The sequence below is a fragment of the Staphylococcus condimenti genome (genome assembly GCF_001618885.1).
Taxonomy (GTDB): domain Bacteria; phylum Bacillota; class Bacilli; order Staphylococcales; family Staphylococcaceae; genus Staphylococcus; species Staphylococcus condimenti.
In genome coordinates, this window is sequence record NZ_CP015114.1 from 1,751,488 (window position 1) to 1,765,729 (window position 14,242).

Annotated in this window: 19 protein-coding genes; 10 read left to right on the forward strand and 9 right to left on the reverse strand. The window is 32.2% G+C overall.

All coding sequences use genetic code 11. The annotated features are described in order from the left end of the window. Positions 1–91 precede the first annotated feature (91 nt). The 4 genes from A4G25_RS08630 (at position 92) to A4G25_RS08645 (ending at position 3,706) form a co-directional block, all read left to right on the forward strand. The gene (locus A4G25_RS08630; RefSeq protein WP_047132126.1) at positions 92–1,624 is read left to right on the forward strand and encodes a UvrD-helicase domain-containing protein; all 1,533 of its coding nucleotides are present in this window, start codon (positions 92–94) and stop codon (positions 1,622–1,624) included. After that, positions 1,624–2,325, forward strand: coding sequence for a DarT ssDNA thymidine ADP-ribosyltransferase family protein (locus A4G25_RS08635; RefSeq protein WP_047132127.1), 702 nt, complete (start codon positions 1,624–1,626; stop codon positions 2,323–2,325). Before A4G25_RS08630 ends, A4G25_RS08635 begins: the two co-directional genes overlap by 1 nt. Further along, on the forward strand, positions 2,318–2,971 hold the full coding sequence (locus A4G25_RS08640) for a DarT1-associated NADAR antitoxin family protein (RefSeq protein WP_047132128.1): 654 nt from the start codon (positions 2,318–2,320) through the stop codon (positions 2,969–2,971). The genes A4G25_RS08635 and A4G25_RS08640 overlap by 8 nt, the downstream gene beginning before the upstream one ends. Before the next feature lie 126 nt (positions 2,972–3,097). Beyond that, a complete protein-coding gene (locus A4G25_RS08645; RefSeq protein WP_047132129.1) occupies positions 3,098–3,706 on the forward strand; it encodes a hypothetical protein in 609 nt (202 codons plus the stop codon). A 260-nt stretch (positions 3,707–3,966) separates the two neighbouring features. Here the strand turns inward: A4G25_RS08645 and trhO are convergent, their stop codons facing one another. The 3 genes from trhO to A4G25_RS08660 form a co-directional block, all read right to left on the reverse strand. Continuing rightward, positions 3,967–4,920, reverse strand: a complete 954-nt coding sequence (trhO, locus tag A4G25_RS08650) for an oxygen-dependent tRNA uridine(34) hydroxylase TrhO (RefSeq protein ID WP_047132130.1) — start codon at positions 4,918–4,920, stop codon at positions 3,967–3,969. A gap of 205 nt (positions 4,921–5,125) precedes the next feature. Continuing rightward, positions 5,126–6,061 (reverse strand): TDT family transporter, encoded by a 936-nt coding sequence (locus A4G25_RS08655; protein WP_047132131.1) that lies wholly within the window; start codon positions 6,059–6,061, stop codon positions 5,126–5,128. 122 nt (positions 6,062–6,183) lie between these two features. Continuing rightward, the gene (locus A4G25_RS08660; RefSeq protein WP_047132132.1) at positions 6,184–6,714 is read right to left on the reverse strand and encodes a hypothetical protein; all 531 of its coding nucleotides are present in this window, start codon (positions 6,712–6,714) and stop codon (positions 6,184–6,186) included. A gap of 198 nt (positions 6,715–6,912) precedes the next feature. On the opposite strand from A4G25_RS08660, the gene A4G25_RS08665 reads away from it, so the two are divergent. Then, positions 6,913–7,767, forward strand: a complete 855-nt coding sequence (locus A4G25_RS08665) for a GIY-YIG nuclease family protein (RefSeq protein ID WP_047132133.1) — start codon at positions 6,913–6,915, stop codon at positions 7,765–7,767. 75 nt (positions 7,768–7,842) lie between these two features. After that, positions 7,843–8,118 (forward strand): GNAT family N-acetyltransferase, encoded by a 276-nt coding sequence (locus A4G25_RS08670; RefSeq protein WP_047132134.1) that lies wholly within the window; start codon positions 7,843–7,845, stop codon positions 8,116–8,118. 76 nt (positions 8,119–8,194) lie between these two features. On the opposite strand, the gene A4G25_RS08675 is transcribed toward A4G25_RS08670, so the two are convergent. Next, positions 8,195–9,112: a VOC family protein gene (locus A4G25_RS08675; RefSeq protein WP_047132135.1), complete on the reverse strand. Its 918-nt coding sequence runs from the start codon at positions 9,110–9,112 to the stop codon at positions 8,195–8,197. Between the two features lie 156 nt (positions 9,113–9,268). Between A4G25_RS08675 and A4G25_RS08680 the strand changes: the two genes are divergently transcribed. The 4 genes from A4G25_RS08680 (at position 9,269) to A4G25_RS08690 (ending at position 10,652) form a co-directional block, all read left to right on the forward strand. Beyond that, the gene (locus A4G25_RS08680) at positions 9,269–9,460 is read left to right on the forward strand and encodes a hypothetical protein (RefSeq protein ID WP_047132136.1); all 192 of its coding nucleotides are present in this window, start codon (positions 9,269–9,271) and stop codon (positions 9,458–9,460) included. A 47-nt stretch (positions 9,461–9,507) separates the two neighbouring features. Continuing rightward, the gene (locus A4G25_RS13000; RefSeq protein ID WP_156483162.1) at positions 9,508–9,684 is read left to right on the forward strand and encodes a hypothetical protein; all 177 of its coding nucleotides are present in this window, start codon (positions 9,508–9,510) and stop codon (positions 9,682–9,684) included. Positions 9,685–9,733: 49 nt separating this feature from the next. Beyond that, positions 9,734–9,922 (forward strand): hypothetical protein, encoded by a 189-nt coding sequence (locus A4G25_RS08685; protein ID WP_047132137.1) that lies wholly within the window; start codon positions 9,734–9,736, stop codon positions 9,920–9,922. A gap of 124 nt (positions 9,923–10,046) precedes the next feature. Beyond that, complete coding sequence (locus A4G25_RS08690) at positions 10,047–10,652, forward strand: DUF4004 family protein (protein ID WP_047132138.1); 606 nt, start codon at positions 10,047–10,049, stop codon at positions 10,650–10,652. A 117-nt stretch (positions 10,653–10,769) separates the two neighbouring features. Here A4G25_RS08690 and A4G25_RS08695 read toward each other — a convergent pair whose 3' ends face one another. The 5 genes from A4G25_RS08695 to A4G25_RS13310 all read right to left on the reverse strand — a co-directional run bounded on the left by A4G25_RS08695 (position 10,770) and on the right by A4G25_RS13310 (position 14,186). Continuing rightward, positions 10,770–10,991, reverse strand: a complete 222-nt coding sequence (locus tag A4G25_RS08695) for a hypothetical protein (RefSeq protein ID WP_015901532.1) — start codon at positions 10,989–10,991, stop codon at positions 10,770–10,772. Between the two features lie 54 nt (positions 10,992–11,045). After that, entirely contained in the window at positions 11,046–12,230 is a 1,185-nt protein-coding gene (locus tag A4G25_RS08700; RefSeq protein WP_047132139.1) for a YbfB/YjiJ family MFS transporter, read from the reverse strand. Between the two features lie 151 nt (positions 12,231–12,381). Further along, entirely contained in the window at positions 12,382–13,407 is a 1,026-nt protein-coding gene (locus A4G25_RS08705; protein ID WP_047132140.1) for a DUF418 domain-containing protein, read from the reverse strand. A gap of 17 nt (positions 13,408–13,424) precedes the next feature. Next, positions 13,425–13,802 (reverse strand): YxeA family protein, encoded by a 378-nt coding sequence (locus A4G25_RS08710; RefSeq protein ID WP_047132141.1) that lies wholly within the window; start codon positions 13,800–13,802, stop codon positions 13,425–13,427. Positions 13,803–14,051: 249 nt separating this feature from the next. Next, a complete protein-coding gene (locus A4G25_RS13310) occupies positions 14,052–14,186 on the reverse strand; it encodes a hypothetical protein (protein WP_256278001.1) in 135 nt (44 codons plus the stop codon). Between the last annotated feature and the right edge of the window lie 56 nt (positions 14,187–14,242).

Genomic DNA, 14,242 nt, shown 5'->3' on the forward strand with positions numbered 1-14,242 from the left:
AGTCTGAATTTAATGTTATACTAGGTATTGCATACAATTATTTTCAAAATTATAAATAGTTAATATTTATTATGAAGGGGAGAAATATGATATGTCAATACCAACTCTTGTGGGTCATCAAACTGAGATTTTATATGTAGCTGATAATCAAAACATGGTTATCACTGGTAGTGCAGGATGTGGGAAATCATTATTAGCTATCTACAGAATATATTGGCTCTCTAAGGTGTACCCTAATGATAGAATTGTTTTGCTTACATTTAATAAAGCGGTAAATCAAGATATGATTTCCAAAATAGAGCTTATTGCTGCACAACGAAATGAAACAGTACCTAATAATTTGATTGTTAATACATATAATTTATTCATGAAAGAAATTTTAAATAAAATTTGTGATAATTTTCAGGAAGAAGAGTTATTACTTAATAAATATAAAGAAGGAAAGGGAGTTAAAAATTATAATCATTATAAGAAGAAAGTTAGACAGGTTGAACAAGCTGTAGACGAGATTAGTAAAAAGTATCCAGATGAATCTTCGTTTAAAAGACCTTATCAAACCTTTTCTGACGAAATATCGTGGCTGCAACAAATGGCAGTTAGTACTCTAGAAGACTATGAAAAGATGGAGAGAATAGGAAGAAGAAGCACTAGAATAGATAGAAGTAAAAGAAAATATTTTTATGAAGTTTATGAAAAGTATTTAGAAAATAGAGAAGAAGACGATAGATATTATGACTTTGAGGATATCGGGAGTTTAATACGAACTTTATTAGAAAAAATTGAAGATCAAGATAAAAGAGAAAAGTTGATGTCTTTTAAATATATTCTTATCGATGAATTTCAAGATTTCACATCAGATATGTTAATGACTGTAAATGCTTTAAGTGATAAAAATGGCGCATTAGTGTTGTTAGGAGATATCAATCAGGGTGTATTCGGAAAGCGTATTTCTTTCAAATCGCTAGGTATTAATATGAATAGTTATAAGAAGTATAAATTGATTCAAAATTATAGAAATAGCCGTCCAATCAGTGAGTTAGCTGAAGAGATATCTAATTCACCATATTTTGACAAGAGTAATGAATTTTATGCAGAAGCTGAATTAGGAATCAGAAAAGGACAAGACCCAAAAATTATCCAATACAAAAATGAAGAAGAAGAGATGTCCAAAGTTTATCAATATATTAAAGCTGTGGAGACAAACTATAAAGACGAAAGTGTATGTGTCATACTTCCAACGCATAAGTTTAAAGACTTTAAAGGTTTTATTGAAAAGCATGGTAATAATTTTAAAGAATATAGTTTAACTAATCACGAAAGTAATATTGTCATTGGATCTTATAGACAAATTAAAGGGTTGGAATTTGATACGGTTATTATGCCTTTTTTAAGTAAAAAGACTTTTTTGGAAAGTTTAACGATTGACAATAATGAGCTTGATACGGATAAAGAAGATTTTGATCTTACTAATATAGGCACAGAAATACTAGAGAAATACATTGCGCAGTATTATGTTGGTGTTACAAGAGCAAGAAATAAACTTATTATTTTATACTCAGGACAAATAACGCCATTATTAGACAACTCATCTTTTGAGAAATATAAAAAAGGGAGTGAAAATTAATGGTTCAAGCAGTTGTGAAAAACCGTCATATTACTAGATTGTGCCATTTTACTAAATCCAAAAACCTGCCTTTTATTTTAGGTGAAGGGATAGATAGTGATAATGGTATTTTAGCGAATAATTTTATTTCTGATACTTCATTTTTGAATAAAACTGATGAGAATAGATTTGATAATCACGAAGATTTTATTTGTACATCGATTCAATATCCTAATTGCTATTATTTTTCTACTGTAGTTAAAAAGAATCAAACTGAAATATTTAATGAATGGACGATACTGGGAATCAGTCCTAAAATTATTGATGATTCTACAAAATTCTGTGCTGTAAATGCAGCTACTAAGGGTGGAAGAATGATTGGAAATGGTGCTGAAGCTTTTGAAGAAGTTTTTAGTGAAAGAGTAGAAGGAAAAAGAACTTTTATTAGGAATCAGAACTACCCAGACAATGTTCCTACTAACGTGCAAGCGGAGGTATTGATTTATAACAAAATACCTAAAGAAAATATTACAAGCCTTATTTTCCCCACAGAAGCAATTGCTGAAAAAGAATGTTTAAGATTGGAACTTTGTGGAGTTAATGTTTCCCAATATGACATAATAGTATCAAGTGACTTGTTTGAAAAGAAAGAAATAGTACGATTATTACAATCAGGAAAAATACCTGAAGAAAAGGTGTTGAAATATAAACAATATGGCTAATCGATTCGTTTATTATGTTGATCCAACAGACCATTTTAATTTTAAAAAAGCAGATGTTTCTTTTAAGTGGTTTCCTGGCTTTTCAAAAGAGCAAAAACAGAAAAGTATAAAAGAATTACATCAGCAATTTTTAAATCTAAATATTACAGATAAACTTCTTGAAGTATCGAGTAAATCGGAAAAAAGTATAGGAGTTAAAGCGAGTGCTTTTAATTTAAAAATAAGTACAATTAAAGGGCATAATATTAGCGTTGAACAGATATTCCAATCTAGTAAAGTTTATAAAAAAGCGGGGAACCAAAATTATCTTTTAGAAGAGGGATATAATTCTAAAGAAATGAAACGAAAGTTAAGAGAAATTGATAAAGATGATTATATGATTAAATATAGTAGTTTTCATCATGACTTCCCGTTAGAGCCTAAAACGCTCTTTTATAATTGGATATATATCAATGCTTTAAATCAAAATGAAGAAGTAGCAAAAGAAATTTTAAAGTACGAGGCGTTTACAGATATAGAATTCAATCCAAAGCGCTCTTTTAATTGTCAGGCTGAAGCGTGTGCTATCTACGTTTCTTTAGTAAAACAAAAAAATTTAGAAGAAGCTTTGAAGAACATTAAAACCTTTGAAAGTATTGTATATTAAAAAGAATAAGTGCTATTTTGATTTCACTAGTATATTAAGATGATATAAAAATTGTAAAAAACATACTCTTTCAACATATTTTATGTAATAATAAAAATGAATAAGATAACAAAGGGGTTATGTTGTATGAGTGAGTTAATAGCAGCGTTAGTTGGTGCAGTTTTAGCATTGATTGGTACGATTATAGGAATTAAGATGCAATTTAAGAAGCAAGATGAAGATCGTGAAAAGGAGTATCATAATGATTTAGTAAGTATGATTGATATTATGGTATTTAAAGCATCTAAAGTTAGAAACAATCAATTAGATTTTAATAACGCAAATCTTAGTAAAGAAGATACAATTAATATTTACCAAGAAATTGAAGGAGATTATTTAGCACTAGATCAACAGCTTCAAACTTTAATCGTAATGATGAGTCATCATAGCGATAAATCTAATAGTGATATTCAAAAATTATTATCGAGTTACCAACCGTTAGAATACAGATATAACAAATTTAAGGTTGCACATAAAATTTATAGACAACAATTTGATGAAAAAGACTTCGATAAAAATGCAATTGCATTTTCAAAAAGAAAATTTGACGAAGCAGTGCATCGATTTATTTACAACATTAAAGATTTTTCAAAAGAACGCTATAACCATGATATTTATGAACCTAAATTAAACGCGCTAGTCGATAAAGAAGATGCTAAAAAATATAGAGACTACAGCAAAGTATATAGTGGTTAAAAAGTAAGCAATTAATTATTTAAATACTTAAAACGTCGTGTAGATGCACGGCGTTTTTTTAATGTAAGACTCTTAATGCACAATACAAAAATAAAGCATCTCACAATTTTAACGGATTAAAGATGATTTTAACCATTATCTCACAAATGCTGCATAGTATTTTTAACCATTTTATTACAACCTAATATATTAAAAAGTGTAATATTAATTTAAAAATGACAAAAAGCGGATACATCTCATAGATGCATCCGCTTCTCCTCTTACTGTTGAACTGTCTCTTTAAAGTTTTCTAAACGTCTTTCTTTTTCCTCATCGCTAATGTTGTGTTTAGCAACATAACGGTTGCGTTCATGTTCTGCACATTCTTTACAGCAAGCGCCTAAATAACGGTGTTCATTTTCTTCAGAAACTAAGATTTGTTTATTGCATTCCGGGTTGCTGCAATTGATATAACGTTCGCAAGGTGTACCATCGAACCATTCTTTACCGATGACTGTTTTTTCAACTTGGTTAACATCTACACTGATACGTTCATCAAAGACATACATTTTACCATCCCAAAGTTCACCTTTTGTTTCAGGATCTTTACCATAAGTTGCGATTCCGCCTTCAAGTTGCGCTACATCTTCAAAACCTTCTTTTAAAAGGAAGCCTGAGAATTTTTCACAACGGATACCGCCAGTACAATAAGTGACAATTTTTTTATCCATGAACATTTCTTTGTTTTCTTTAATCCAATCAGGTAAATCTCTGAAACGTGTAATGTTAGGGCGTACAGCGCCTCGGAAATGACCTAAATCAAATTCATAGTCGTTACGTGCATCGATAACGATAGTTTCATCATCTTCTAAAGCTTCACGGAATTCAGAAGGTGACAAATATTTACCTGTTGTTTCACGTGGGTCGATGTCGTTGTCTAAATCAAGCGCAACGATTTCTTTTCTAGGACGCACATGCATCTTTTTGAAAGCATGTTCTTCCGCTTCATCGATTTTGAAAGTGATATCTTTAAAACGTTCATCAGCACGCATATGTGCAATATATTTATCTGTATCTTCTTTTGTGCCGGATAAAGTACCGTTGATACCTTCAGTGGATACTAAAATACGGCCTTTTAAGTTGTTCTCTTTACAAAATTCTAAATGCTCTGCAGCAAAAGTTTCGGGGTCATCGATTGTGACATATTTATAATATAACAATACTCTATAATCCATAATTATTACTCCTCATATTCTCTATCATTATTTATTATAAAGGAAAAAGGGCAGACGTTAATGATGCAGAAGACTGATTTTAAACCTAAATGCATCCATTTAATGCGTTATTCAAGCAATTTTCCATGTAATTCGCAAATTTTTCTCCTATCATATCTTAACAAAAAACACAAAAGATGCAATGCGGGGTGCTCAGATTCAACGCTTAATCAAACTTGCGAATATCTAATAAATACCAAGTGTAGTGGAGGATAACGAATATAACAACAACCGTCGCAAAAATAATTTCAATCACTGCTAAAGACCAAATTATTTCCGGGGGAATAAAAGGCAATGATACATTTTGAGCAACACTGTACGTAGCAGATGCTGTTGTTACCCAAGGGAATGTGAGTGCTGCATAGGCTGGTGTAAAACGGTTAGTTAGAATCTTAGGAATAAAGCATAATGAAAATATGAACAACAGTTGAGACATTATAAAGAATAAATCTATATAAAGATAAGAATAATCTGTTTCATTCATTAAATAACCATTCAAACATAAAGCAGCAGGTGCACTTATAATCACAACCATCGGCAATTGCAGTCGTCCATAATATTTCCATGATTGTTCAAGCACTATAATCGTAATGAGTGTTAAAAATGACATTGAGCCCATAACAATAGCAATATCTCCTATTATCTTATAAAAGTTCGGTGCTGATTCAGCAATAACACCTACCCCTACAAACATAACAAACCAACTGGTATTAGGCGGTGTGAATCGATCACGCGGGATATGGTAAATACAAAAAATTGCCATCATAATGACGTGCATCATAATCGCGCCAAACCATAAAATTGTTAAAAATGAAGAAGTGATGCCAAAAGACTGCTTAATAACAGCAAGCATAGTTATCAACATCATCGGCAAGGCTGGGAAAATTGCAAAGATGTTTGTGTTTTTCAATTCATTCACAATGTCTTTTGGGTAAATACAACTCTTTAATATAAATAATGCGACACATAAACAACTGATGATAAAGGAAACTAACCCGGCAATAATCATATTTAAATGATAGAACAACGTACTTAACGTCATGACGCCGAGCGCTAATCCATTTATGGCCACAGGTACTTTGCGTAATATATGTAATAGCATACTTTATAACCTCTTTAAATTTATCTCTCTAGTGTAAGTTTATATGAATAACGTCTCATATAGAAGACTTGAGCAAAATAAAAAGAATCACCTTGTTATTCAAAGTGATTCTTCTCATTTGTTTAATGTCCGTTAGATTGATTAGGTTCAGCTTGTTTTTGAGGTGCAGGCTGTGTTTTTTGTACGGGTGTATTATTTTGATTTTGTGTTTGATTTTGTTGTGGTTGTGCAGGTTGTTGAGGCTGCTTAGGTTGTGCTTGAGATGGTGCAGGTTGTGTTGGTGCTGCTTTTGGTTTTTCAGCTTCTTTAGGTGTTTGACGCGTTGTTTCAGTACGTTGAGTCTGTTCTTGTTTAGGTGCAACATAATAAGAACGTTGCTGTGTTTGTTGGCTTTGACTCGTATCTTGCTGATATTGTGTCGTGTCTTCTTGAGTTGGTTCGTCAACTCGTTTTGTTTCAACTTTTTTCTTTTTATCTGATTTATCTTTGTCGGCTTTGTTGTCTTTAGCGTCTTTCTTTTCATAATATTTCAGAGCACTTGCTTGATCACTCTTCATATATTTTTGATACGCAATCACACCGCTTACGGCGATACCTGTAATTAACAAGGCTGTAACAACAACCGCTGCTATTCTTTTAAATGCTTGTCCCATGCGTAGCGACTCCTTATATCATGTTTAATCGTGGTGCTGTCTTCAATATACATAATCATTTTATAGAATAGAGATAAACATTTCCACTGATTTAAAGTAATTTTTTGAAAAGATCGTTGAAACATACAAGCGTTATGAAATATTGTCGTCATTTTAAGTGGAGATATTGTATGATAAAAGAAAAAATGAGGTACATCTATGATTAAACTTACAGATTTTATAACAACACCCAATATAAAGCGCACTAAAATTAAATTTAATATGAATGCCAGCGATATAACAAAACGCGCTTGGGACTTTCTTTTAGAAGACCATCCAGGATGGATAGAACTTAATGCGTGGAAAACTAAACAGACGAATAATAATCTGAATCATGCAGACTACTTGATTGCTCTAGCGCAGTATTATCCGTACGGGCCTGAGTATTTCGTATTTGGCGGCTTATACAAGGTTGAAAAAATAATTCCGGAAGTTTTTGATAAACCAGGTTATAAACTGACTCTAATGAATGAATATCAAGAATATATCAAACGGTTAATCATTAAAATAGACCGCCCTATAGGAAGGGATGTCTATAATCGCTTGTACAGCAATGTTCAAGCACAATTGAATCCTGAAGTGTATGAAATTGTGCCTAATGTAAAATTGGGACATTTTCCTGGTTATCAAAATATTTGTATGACGCATAAAGAATTAAAACAAATTGTGGAACGTAATGAACCGAGCTGGCAAGAAGCACTCAGTTATGTAAAAGGTGTATATGTGATTACAGATATGCATAATGGACAACTTTATATCGGTTCAGCTTCAGGCAATACTGATGGGATTTGGCAAAGATGGGCAGGATATGCACACCCAAACAATTTAACTGGAGGAAATAAAGCGTTTTTAAAAATATTAGAAGATAAAGGATCTAAGTATATTACTGATAACTTTCAGTATTCCATTATTGAGATTTTTGATACTAAAACAAAAGTGGAAACGATATTGGAGCGTGAAAATTATTGGAAGAATGTATTTAAAACGAAAGATTTCGGGATGAATCATAATTAAAGTGTAAATGTTTAATCTAAAATTAAAGTGGTATAAAATTTATAGCCAACAAATCTAAAAGCGAGGTTGATAAACATGGCAGAAATTAAACAAGGTAACAATAAGTTTTACGTTGGAGATTCTGAAGAGCAGCCGGAAGCAGAGATTACGTACGTATCAGCTGGCGAAGATAAAATTGATGTAAACCATACTGGTGTCAGCGGAAGTTTAGAAGGACAAGGTATCGGTACTCAATTAGTTAAAAGAGTTGTAGAATATGCGAAAGAAAATAATTTAAAAATTATCCCGTCTTGTCCATTTGCGAAAAAAGTAATTGAAGAAACGCCTGAATTCCAAGACGTTTTAGCATAAAGGAAGTCTAGAGGGAGTCTAAAGACAGATGGCTGTCCCAGCGCATTTATTAGTGCTGGGACAGCCTTTTTATATATTATATCTCTTCTAAATTATTTTCGATTTCTGTGCGGCGGTCTTCAAGGAAGTCAGGCAAAGAAAGTGACTTTCCTAAGTTTTCGACTTTTGTATCTACTGTGAAACCAGGTGCTTCAGTCGCAAACTCATACATAATTTTATTATGGCGATAGTAAAGTGATTTAAAGAAATAGCGATCAATAATGCCAGTATTGCTGTCTGGAAGTTGATTGATTCTTTGACGTATGTCTTCTAAATCTTCATCGGTAGGAACACTGACCGCAATATGATGGACATAGCCTCTGCCAGGTTTTACACGTTCTCCGCTATCTTCGACTAAAACAAAGTTAGAATAAATGCCTTCTGAATCTAGTGTATAAACATCTTCAGCTAACGGTTGATAGCCTAGTATATCAACTAGGAAGTCTGCGGTAGGTCTTGTATCTCGCAATCGCAATTCTACTGGTCCCATGCCTAGTATCTGTACATTTTCTGGTATATCTGAATAAGGATTGTGTTGCCAAACTTCAGGGGTTTTATGATTGTGATTATCTATTAAAATGAGTTCTAATCCATCTGGATCTTGAAACGTAAGTGCTTGTTGTCCCAAATACGTTGTAGCATTAGTCTGTATTTCGTAATGATTCAAACGTTCTTCAAAGAAATCTAAAGCGTGTTTATCAGGTACAAGCAAAGCAATACGTGCAATACTGTTTGTGCCTGGATGATGTTTTCCTAAATTAGGCATCTCAAAAAATGTTAATAAAGTTCCAGGTGTTCCTGTTTGATCTCCATAAAATAAATGGTACATCGTAGGATTATCTTGGTTCACGGTTTTTTCAACTAAACGAAGCCCTAAAATTTCAGTATAAAAATATTTGTTTTGACGCGCGTCTTTTGTGTACATAGAAATGTGATGATGTCCTGTGATTGGCATACTATCCCTCTTTTCCAGTCTATATTAAGTATAAAAAGTATACTTAAATCATATAACTATTTAGAAGGAAGGTAAAGCTATAAGCTTATCTTTAAATCTGTTTCTTTAAGAATTATTGGAATCTATGATATAACGGGTATAAGGAGAGAAATATACATGAAAAGATTACCAATAATAATCCTTAAATTTATGTTCTATTTTGATATCATGTTCTTCTTTGAATACGTTGTATTTGATAAGGTAGATTACCTTTATTGTTTAGGTTTAGCATTAGCGCTTGTGATCTTTACAGAAATAGGTAATCCAAAGAACAAGAAGAAGAAAAAACATGATGATGACAATAAATGACGGGTATAATCAACTAAAAGATAAACAGACGATTGGATGATAACAAAATGAATGTACCAAGAATGTTAATGTATGTGGCACTTATGTGCTTTATAGTCATTGTAGAAATGATATTAGTTGCGACAGTAGGATTACCGAAATATATAGTTATTGTAATTAGCGTTATTCTTTTGATTTTGGTGGTACTTATCGTAATGGAAGTTGTTAAGAGGAAAAAGAAATAAGTAGCACTTCTATAAAGATCAAATAATTTGATAAGGTGGTTAACCCTGAATGGATTCGATGAAAATCACAGTGTTGTCCGTAATTGTGTTTTTGCTTATCGCATTAGAGGTAGCAATGAATAGTTATGCTAACCCTCATTTATTCTTGATGACAGTAATAAGTATATTTACTGTAGTTGCCGCTGGAGTATTAGTATCTGAAGTCATAAAAGGTTACAAACAAGGTTATAAAGAATGAACTCTCAAGCTTGTACGTTGTAAAAGACGTGCGAGCTTATTTTTATTGTTATTTTAAAAGAAGGCAATTCAAATTCGTACATGTAACAATGTTATGTTACACTGTTGGTAGGAGGTATCGCTCTATGCCAGAACAACTTATTAGTAAGAAAGAACTTTTATTGAAGTGTGACATTACTTATGGTCAGCTTTATCGTTGGAAACGCAAGAATCTAATCCCTGATGAATGGTTTATTCGTAAATCAACTTATACAGGTCAGGAATCCTTTCTGCCGAAAGATAAGGTATTGAAGCGTATCAAAGATATACAAAAATATAAAAATGAATATTCCTTAGATGAATTGGCGAAGATGTTTGCTGAAGAAGGAGAAGCAGCAGAGAATAATGTAATCAGTGATGAAACATTGATGAATCAATGGTCACGTTATTTTATGAATGAAGTAGGGGAAACATTGTTGAATGAATATCCTAAGCAAAAAGCTGTTTATGTTGGAACAATTTTAAATGATGTATTAACAAAGAGTATTATATCGATGGATGAATTGCAGGATTTAAAAGACTTTTTACTTCAAAACAGCAAGGAAAATAAACAGGCGGTCTTATATATTTGTCGAAAACTAGGCATCACTTTTTATTTACTTGTTGAGCAACAAACGGAAATTATTTTAGATAAAAGCGTTAAAGTGCTTGATACGATTCAAGCAGAGAAGCTATTTATGAAAGAACAGTGAAGATATGAGATAATAGTACAGATATCTTACTTAATACAGATGTGAAGGAATGTATTCAAGTTTAAGCATACAGTAAAAATAATGCCCCAAACAGATAAACTGTTTGGGGTTTGTTGATTACTTGTTTTTAGTTGCTCTAATGAATAGTCCGAGTAACGTGAACGTTGTTACAGCAAATACGATATTCATGATTGAAAGAATCTCTATGATGACAACGTCTTTACCTAAACGTTCAAATGCATTCTGCTGCATCTCTTGATCAGTGTTAAAGTTACCTTCTTCTACACGTGAAGGCTTTTCTTCTAAATCTTTCATCATTCTGTCTTCTACAAAAGGCATAATGGATTCCTCCTTTGTTGCTAAATCCATTCCCTCTTATCATAAAAACAAACTTTAAACCGTTCTTTCTTCTTGTTGTAATGCACGATAACTTATCCAACTGCTGATTAAACCAATGATTAAGATGGCAGTCGCAAATAACAATGCAGAGTTATAATTGCCGGATTTTCCGATAAGGTAACCTGAAACAAAAGGTGCAATCATTTGTCCAATACTGTAGATAACAGTTAATGTCGCAATGAAGTTAGACTTACTGCCTGTTTGGAACATTAGCATTTGTCCTTTGGACATAAATAGTGTTGTGAGACCTAAGAAAGTACTGCCGAATAATAGTGAACTGATAATCAAGCTGGCAATATCATGAGAAATCACAGGTAAACAAACACTGATAATTTGTAATCCGAAGGCCATGTAAGTTGCTTTACTATAATCTAATTTTTCCGCAATCATCGACCAAACAACAGTAGAAGGAATTGCGCCTAATCCTACAAACATCCAACTTAAAGCTGCATATTCAGAAAATGCAGGAATAGATTTGATAATCGCAACTAAGAAAGTTCCTGTAATGATATAACCCGCACCTTCGCAAAAGTAGGCGATCGAGAACCAGCGCATAAACTTGGGATTTAGACGGTGGGTAGTCTTACTTCCTTTGTTATCCTGAGCATGTGTCTCTACTGGAGGATTTTCTTTCATAAAGAAGATGACCAGTAATCCGAGTATTAAAGAGAATACACCTAGGATAATCCAAGTCATCTGCCAAGTGGATTCATCCGTAAAGAAGAATACATAAATACTGCTTGAGAATAACCCTAGACCTACCGCACTATATAACAACCCGGAAATACCTTCCTTGTGAGCCTGGCGCAATGCTTCTAAAACTACATTTGAAGCAAGTACAAAGACAGTCCCGCTTGTGATACCAGCAATGAGACGCAGTATTGACCATAATATGTAATTTGTCGTGAATCCCATTAAGATAATGGAGAGAATATTAAGTATTAGATAGATTTTGACATCTACAACTTTGCTTTTGAAAATGAAAAACATGGGAATAATCGCACCGAGTAAATAACCAAGATAATTAATGGTCGCAAGTAATCCTGCGGCTTGATCACTCATATGCTCAGCATGTTGCATGAACGGTAAAATCGGCGTATAGGCAAAACGCCCGATTGCCATAACAATAAATAAAGAAGCCATTCCCAATAAAAGCTGTCTATGAGCATGATGATTCATAGAATCGCCTCCTTTTGTGATATGGCCTCTATTATACGCTTATTAATCTATTAATAATAATGAAGTTTTATGAATATTAAGATAAGTTAAACTTATCGTTGTTTTTTACGCAGAGAATAAACTTTTTAGATGGTATCTTATCCCTCAATTATTAACTCGTTGATTTTTTGATACCGAATATTTTCCAATAAGTCCCAAGTCTCCAAATATATTCAAGTGGCCCATATTTAAAGTTTTTCAACCAAATACTAGAGAAAGTAAATTGAATGATATAAATTACGAGGCAAATCCAAAATGTATTCATAAAATCAACGTGGTGTTTGCCAAATATTAATATAGCAACATAAATCAATAATGTTTGCCCGATATAGTTTGTAAGTGCCATTCTGCCATACAGACGTAATGGCGATAACAATTTACCGATAATATCAACTCTGACGAGTAATAAAAGTAATGATACATAAAACACCGCAATAAATGGGCTAGTGATGATCAGTAAGTGATCATATATTTCTCGATTTTGAATGAATATATCAGCTTCTTTTTTGCTTAAATGAGGGACGAGCATTGGGTTATTAATTAATTGATGCGCTTTAAATAATACAGTCCAGCTTGCTAAAGATAAAATACCTGAAACAGCAGTTACAAGTGTTAAAATCTTTGTTTTAATATGAGTGAATAATTCAAATTGACCTGCAGCTAAACCTAAAATAAAGTAGGGTAAAGGCAGAATGATTTTGCTGTTTAAATATATAAAAGCGATTAATATAACGAGACCTATTACTAAATTAATATATTTATTCAAATAAAAGAAGGGGATTAAAAATAAGCCGAAAATAGCATATATGAATAAAGCCTCTCCTGGCTGCAAGAATTGATGTATAATCCCGAATATTCCTAAGAAGAAAAGACGTCTTAAAAATAATTTGTTGGCATTTAAACCTTTCTGTTTAGCGTTATTAATAAAAATATAAAAACCTACTCCGAATAAAAATGAGAAAATCGCAAAAAATTTATTTTCTACAAAATAATCGATAAGAGCTAAGTAATTAACTTGGTTTTGATTAATTAAGTCAGAAGGCTGCATCATTGATATAATATTAGTCAAGATAATACCTAATAATGCAAAACCTCTCATAAAATCTAATTCTGAAATTCTTTTTGTCTGCACTTGCATAAATAACTCCTTCTGAACTACTCTTTTTCAATTGCTTTTAATGCTTGCTGAGGTACATCGTTTTTACTTACTTCTTCGAATGTTTCAACATGGGCACCTTTATGTTTAATTTTGAGATAATGATCTGTTTTTAATTTCTGAATGGCTTCAAATGTTATCTTTCGGCTTTTTCCTTTTTCGTTATAAACAGGCTGTGTATAGCTTACTCTGTTATACTCCAATTGTTTGTCAGGACGCTTTGTTTTGAGATAGCTTTCTTCTTTTTTAACTAGAGGATTAAATTGATGAAGTATAGCAAAATATTCTCCTTCTTGATGTTTATCATTTGAAAATATATAAATTAAAGCCGAGGCAAAAAATATTAAAGGTAAAATAATAATAAATGATTTTTTCATAACTTCTCCTTTCAACAATCACTATCGTAGCAAGGATTTGAAGCGCTGCCTACTTACAGTTTTGTCACCTTTGTGTTATATGGGTTTAAGTATTAAAGAGAATTTTAAAAGCAGATTTTTTCGTAATAAAAAGAATGTATCAAGAGGTAAGGAAATAATTAAGTAATTGAAAATAAAAGATGAGACTAGGTACATAAAGCACCTAATCTCATCTTAAATAATATTTTTATCATATTTTAACGAATATGTTTATTTGTCATCTTTTTTATCTTTTTTGTCGCCGCCTAATTTATCTTTAGCGTACTCTTTACCTTTATCAATGTACTCATCTTTGTGTTCGTTTAAATGTTCTTCGCCTTTTTTCTTAATATCGTCAAAGTTCATAATTTATTCCTCCTTCAAATTTAAGTACAGTTATGGGTTACCCCGTGATGAGGTAC

Bases quoted from the DNA above. Each gene is read 5' to 3' on its own strand.
- A4G25_RS13310 (WP_256278001.1), bottom strand. From the start codon at position 14,186: ATGAACTTTGACGATATTAAGAAAAAAGGCGAAGAACATTTAAACGAA.
- A4G25_RS08710 (WP_047132141.1), bottom strand. From the start codon at position 13,802: ATGAAAAAATCATTTATTATTATTTTACCTTTAATATTTTTTGCCTCG.
- A4G25_RS08665 (WP_047132133.1), top strand. From the start codon at position 6,913: ATGATTAAACTTACAGATTTTATAACAACACCCAATATAAAGCGCACT.
- A4G25_RS13000 (WP_156483162.1), top strand. From the start codon at position 9,508: ATGAATGTACCAAGAATGTTAATGTATGTGGCACTTATGTGCTTTATA.
- A4G25_RS08660 (WP_047132132.1), bottom strand. From the start codon at position 6,714: ATGGGACAAGCATTTAAAAGAATAGCAGCGGTTGTTGTTACAGCCTTG.
- A4G25_RS08690 (WP_047132138.1), top strand. From the start codon at position 10,047: ATGCCAGAACAACTTATTAGTAAGAAAGAACTTTTATTGAAGTGTGAC.
- A4G25_RS08630 (WP_047132126.1), top strand. From the start codon at position 92: ATGTCAATACCAACTCTTGTGGGTCATCAAACTGAGATTTTATATGTA.
- A4G25_RS08695 (WP_015901532.1), bottom strand. From the start codon at position 10,991: ATGCCTTTTGTAGAAGACAGAATGATGAAAGATTTAGAAGAAAAGCCT.
- A4G25_RS08655 (WP_047132131.1), bottom strand. From the start codon at position 6,061: ATGCTATTACATATATTACGCAAAGTACCTGTGGCCATAAATGGATTA.
- A4G25_RS08675 (WP_047132135.1), bottom strand. From the start codon at position 9,112: ATGCCAATCACAGGACATCATCACATTTCTATGTACACAAAAGACGCG.
- trhO (WP_047132130.1), bottom strand. From the start codon at position 4,920: ATGGATTATAGAGTATTGTTATATTATAAATATGTCACAATCGATGAC.
- A4G25_RS08685 (WP_047132137.1), top strand. From the start codon at position 9,734: ATGGATTCGATGAAAATCACAGTGTTGTCCGTAATTGTGTTTTTGCTT.
- A4G25_RS08645 (WP_047132129.1), top strand. From the start codon at position 3,098: ATGAGTGAGTTAATAGCAGCGTTAGTTGGTGCAGTTTTAGCATTGATT.
- A4G25_RS08640 (WP_047132128.1), top strand. From the start codon at position 2,318: ATGGCTAATCGATTCGTTTATTATGTTGATCCAACAGACCATTTTAAT.
- A4G25_RS08700 (WP_047132139.1), bottom strand. From the start codon at position 12,230: ATGAATCATCATGCTCATAGACAGCTTTTATTGGGAATGGCTTCTTTA.
- A4G25_RS08705 (WP_047132140.1), bottom strand. From the start codon at position 13,407: ATGCAAGTGCAGACAAAAAGAATTTCAGAATTAGATTTTATGAGAGGT.
- A4G25_RS08680 (WP_047132136.1), top strand. From the start codon at position 9,269: ATGAAAAGATTACCAATAATAATCCTTAAATTTATGTTCTATTTTGAT.
- A4G25_RS08670 (WP_047132134.1), top strand. From the start codon at position 7,843: ATGGCAGAAATTAAACAAGGTAACAATAAGTTTTACGTTGGAGATTCT.
- A4G25_RS08635 (WP_047132127.1), top strand. From the start codon at position 1,624: ATGGTTCAAGCAGTTGTGAAAAACCGTCATATTACTAGATTGTGCCAT.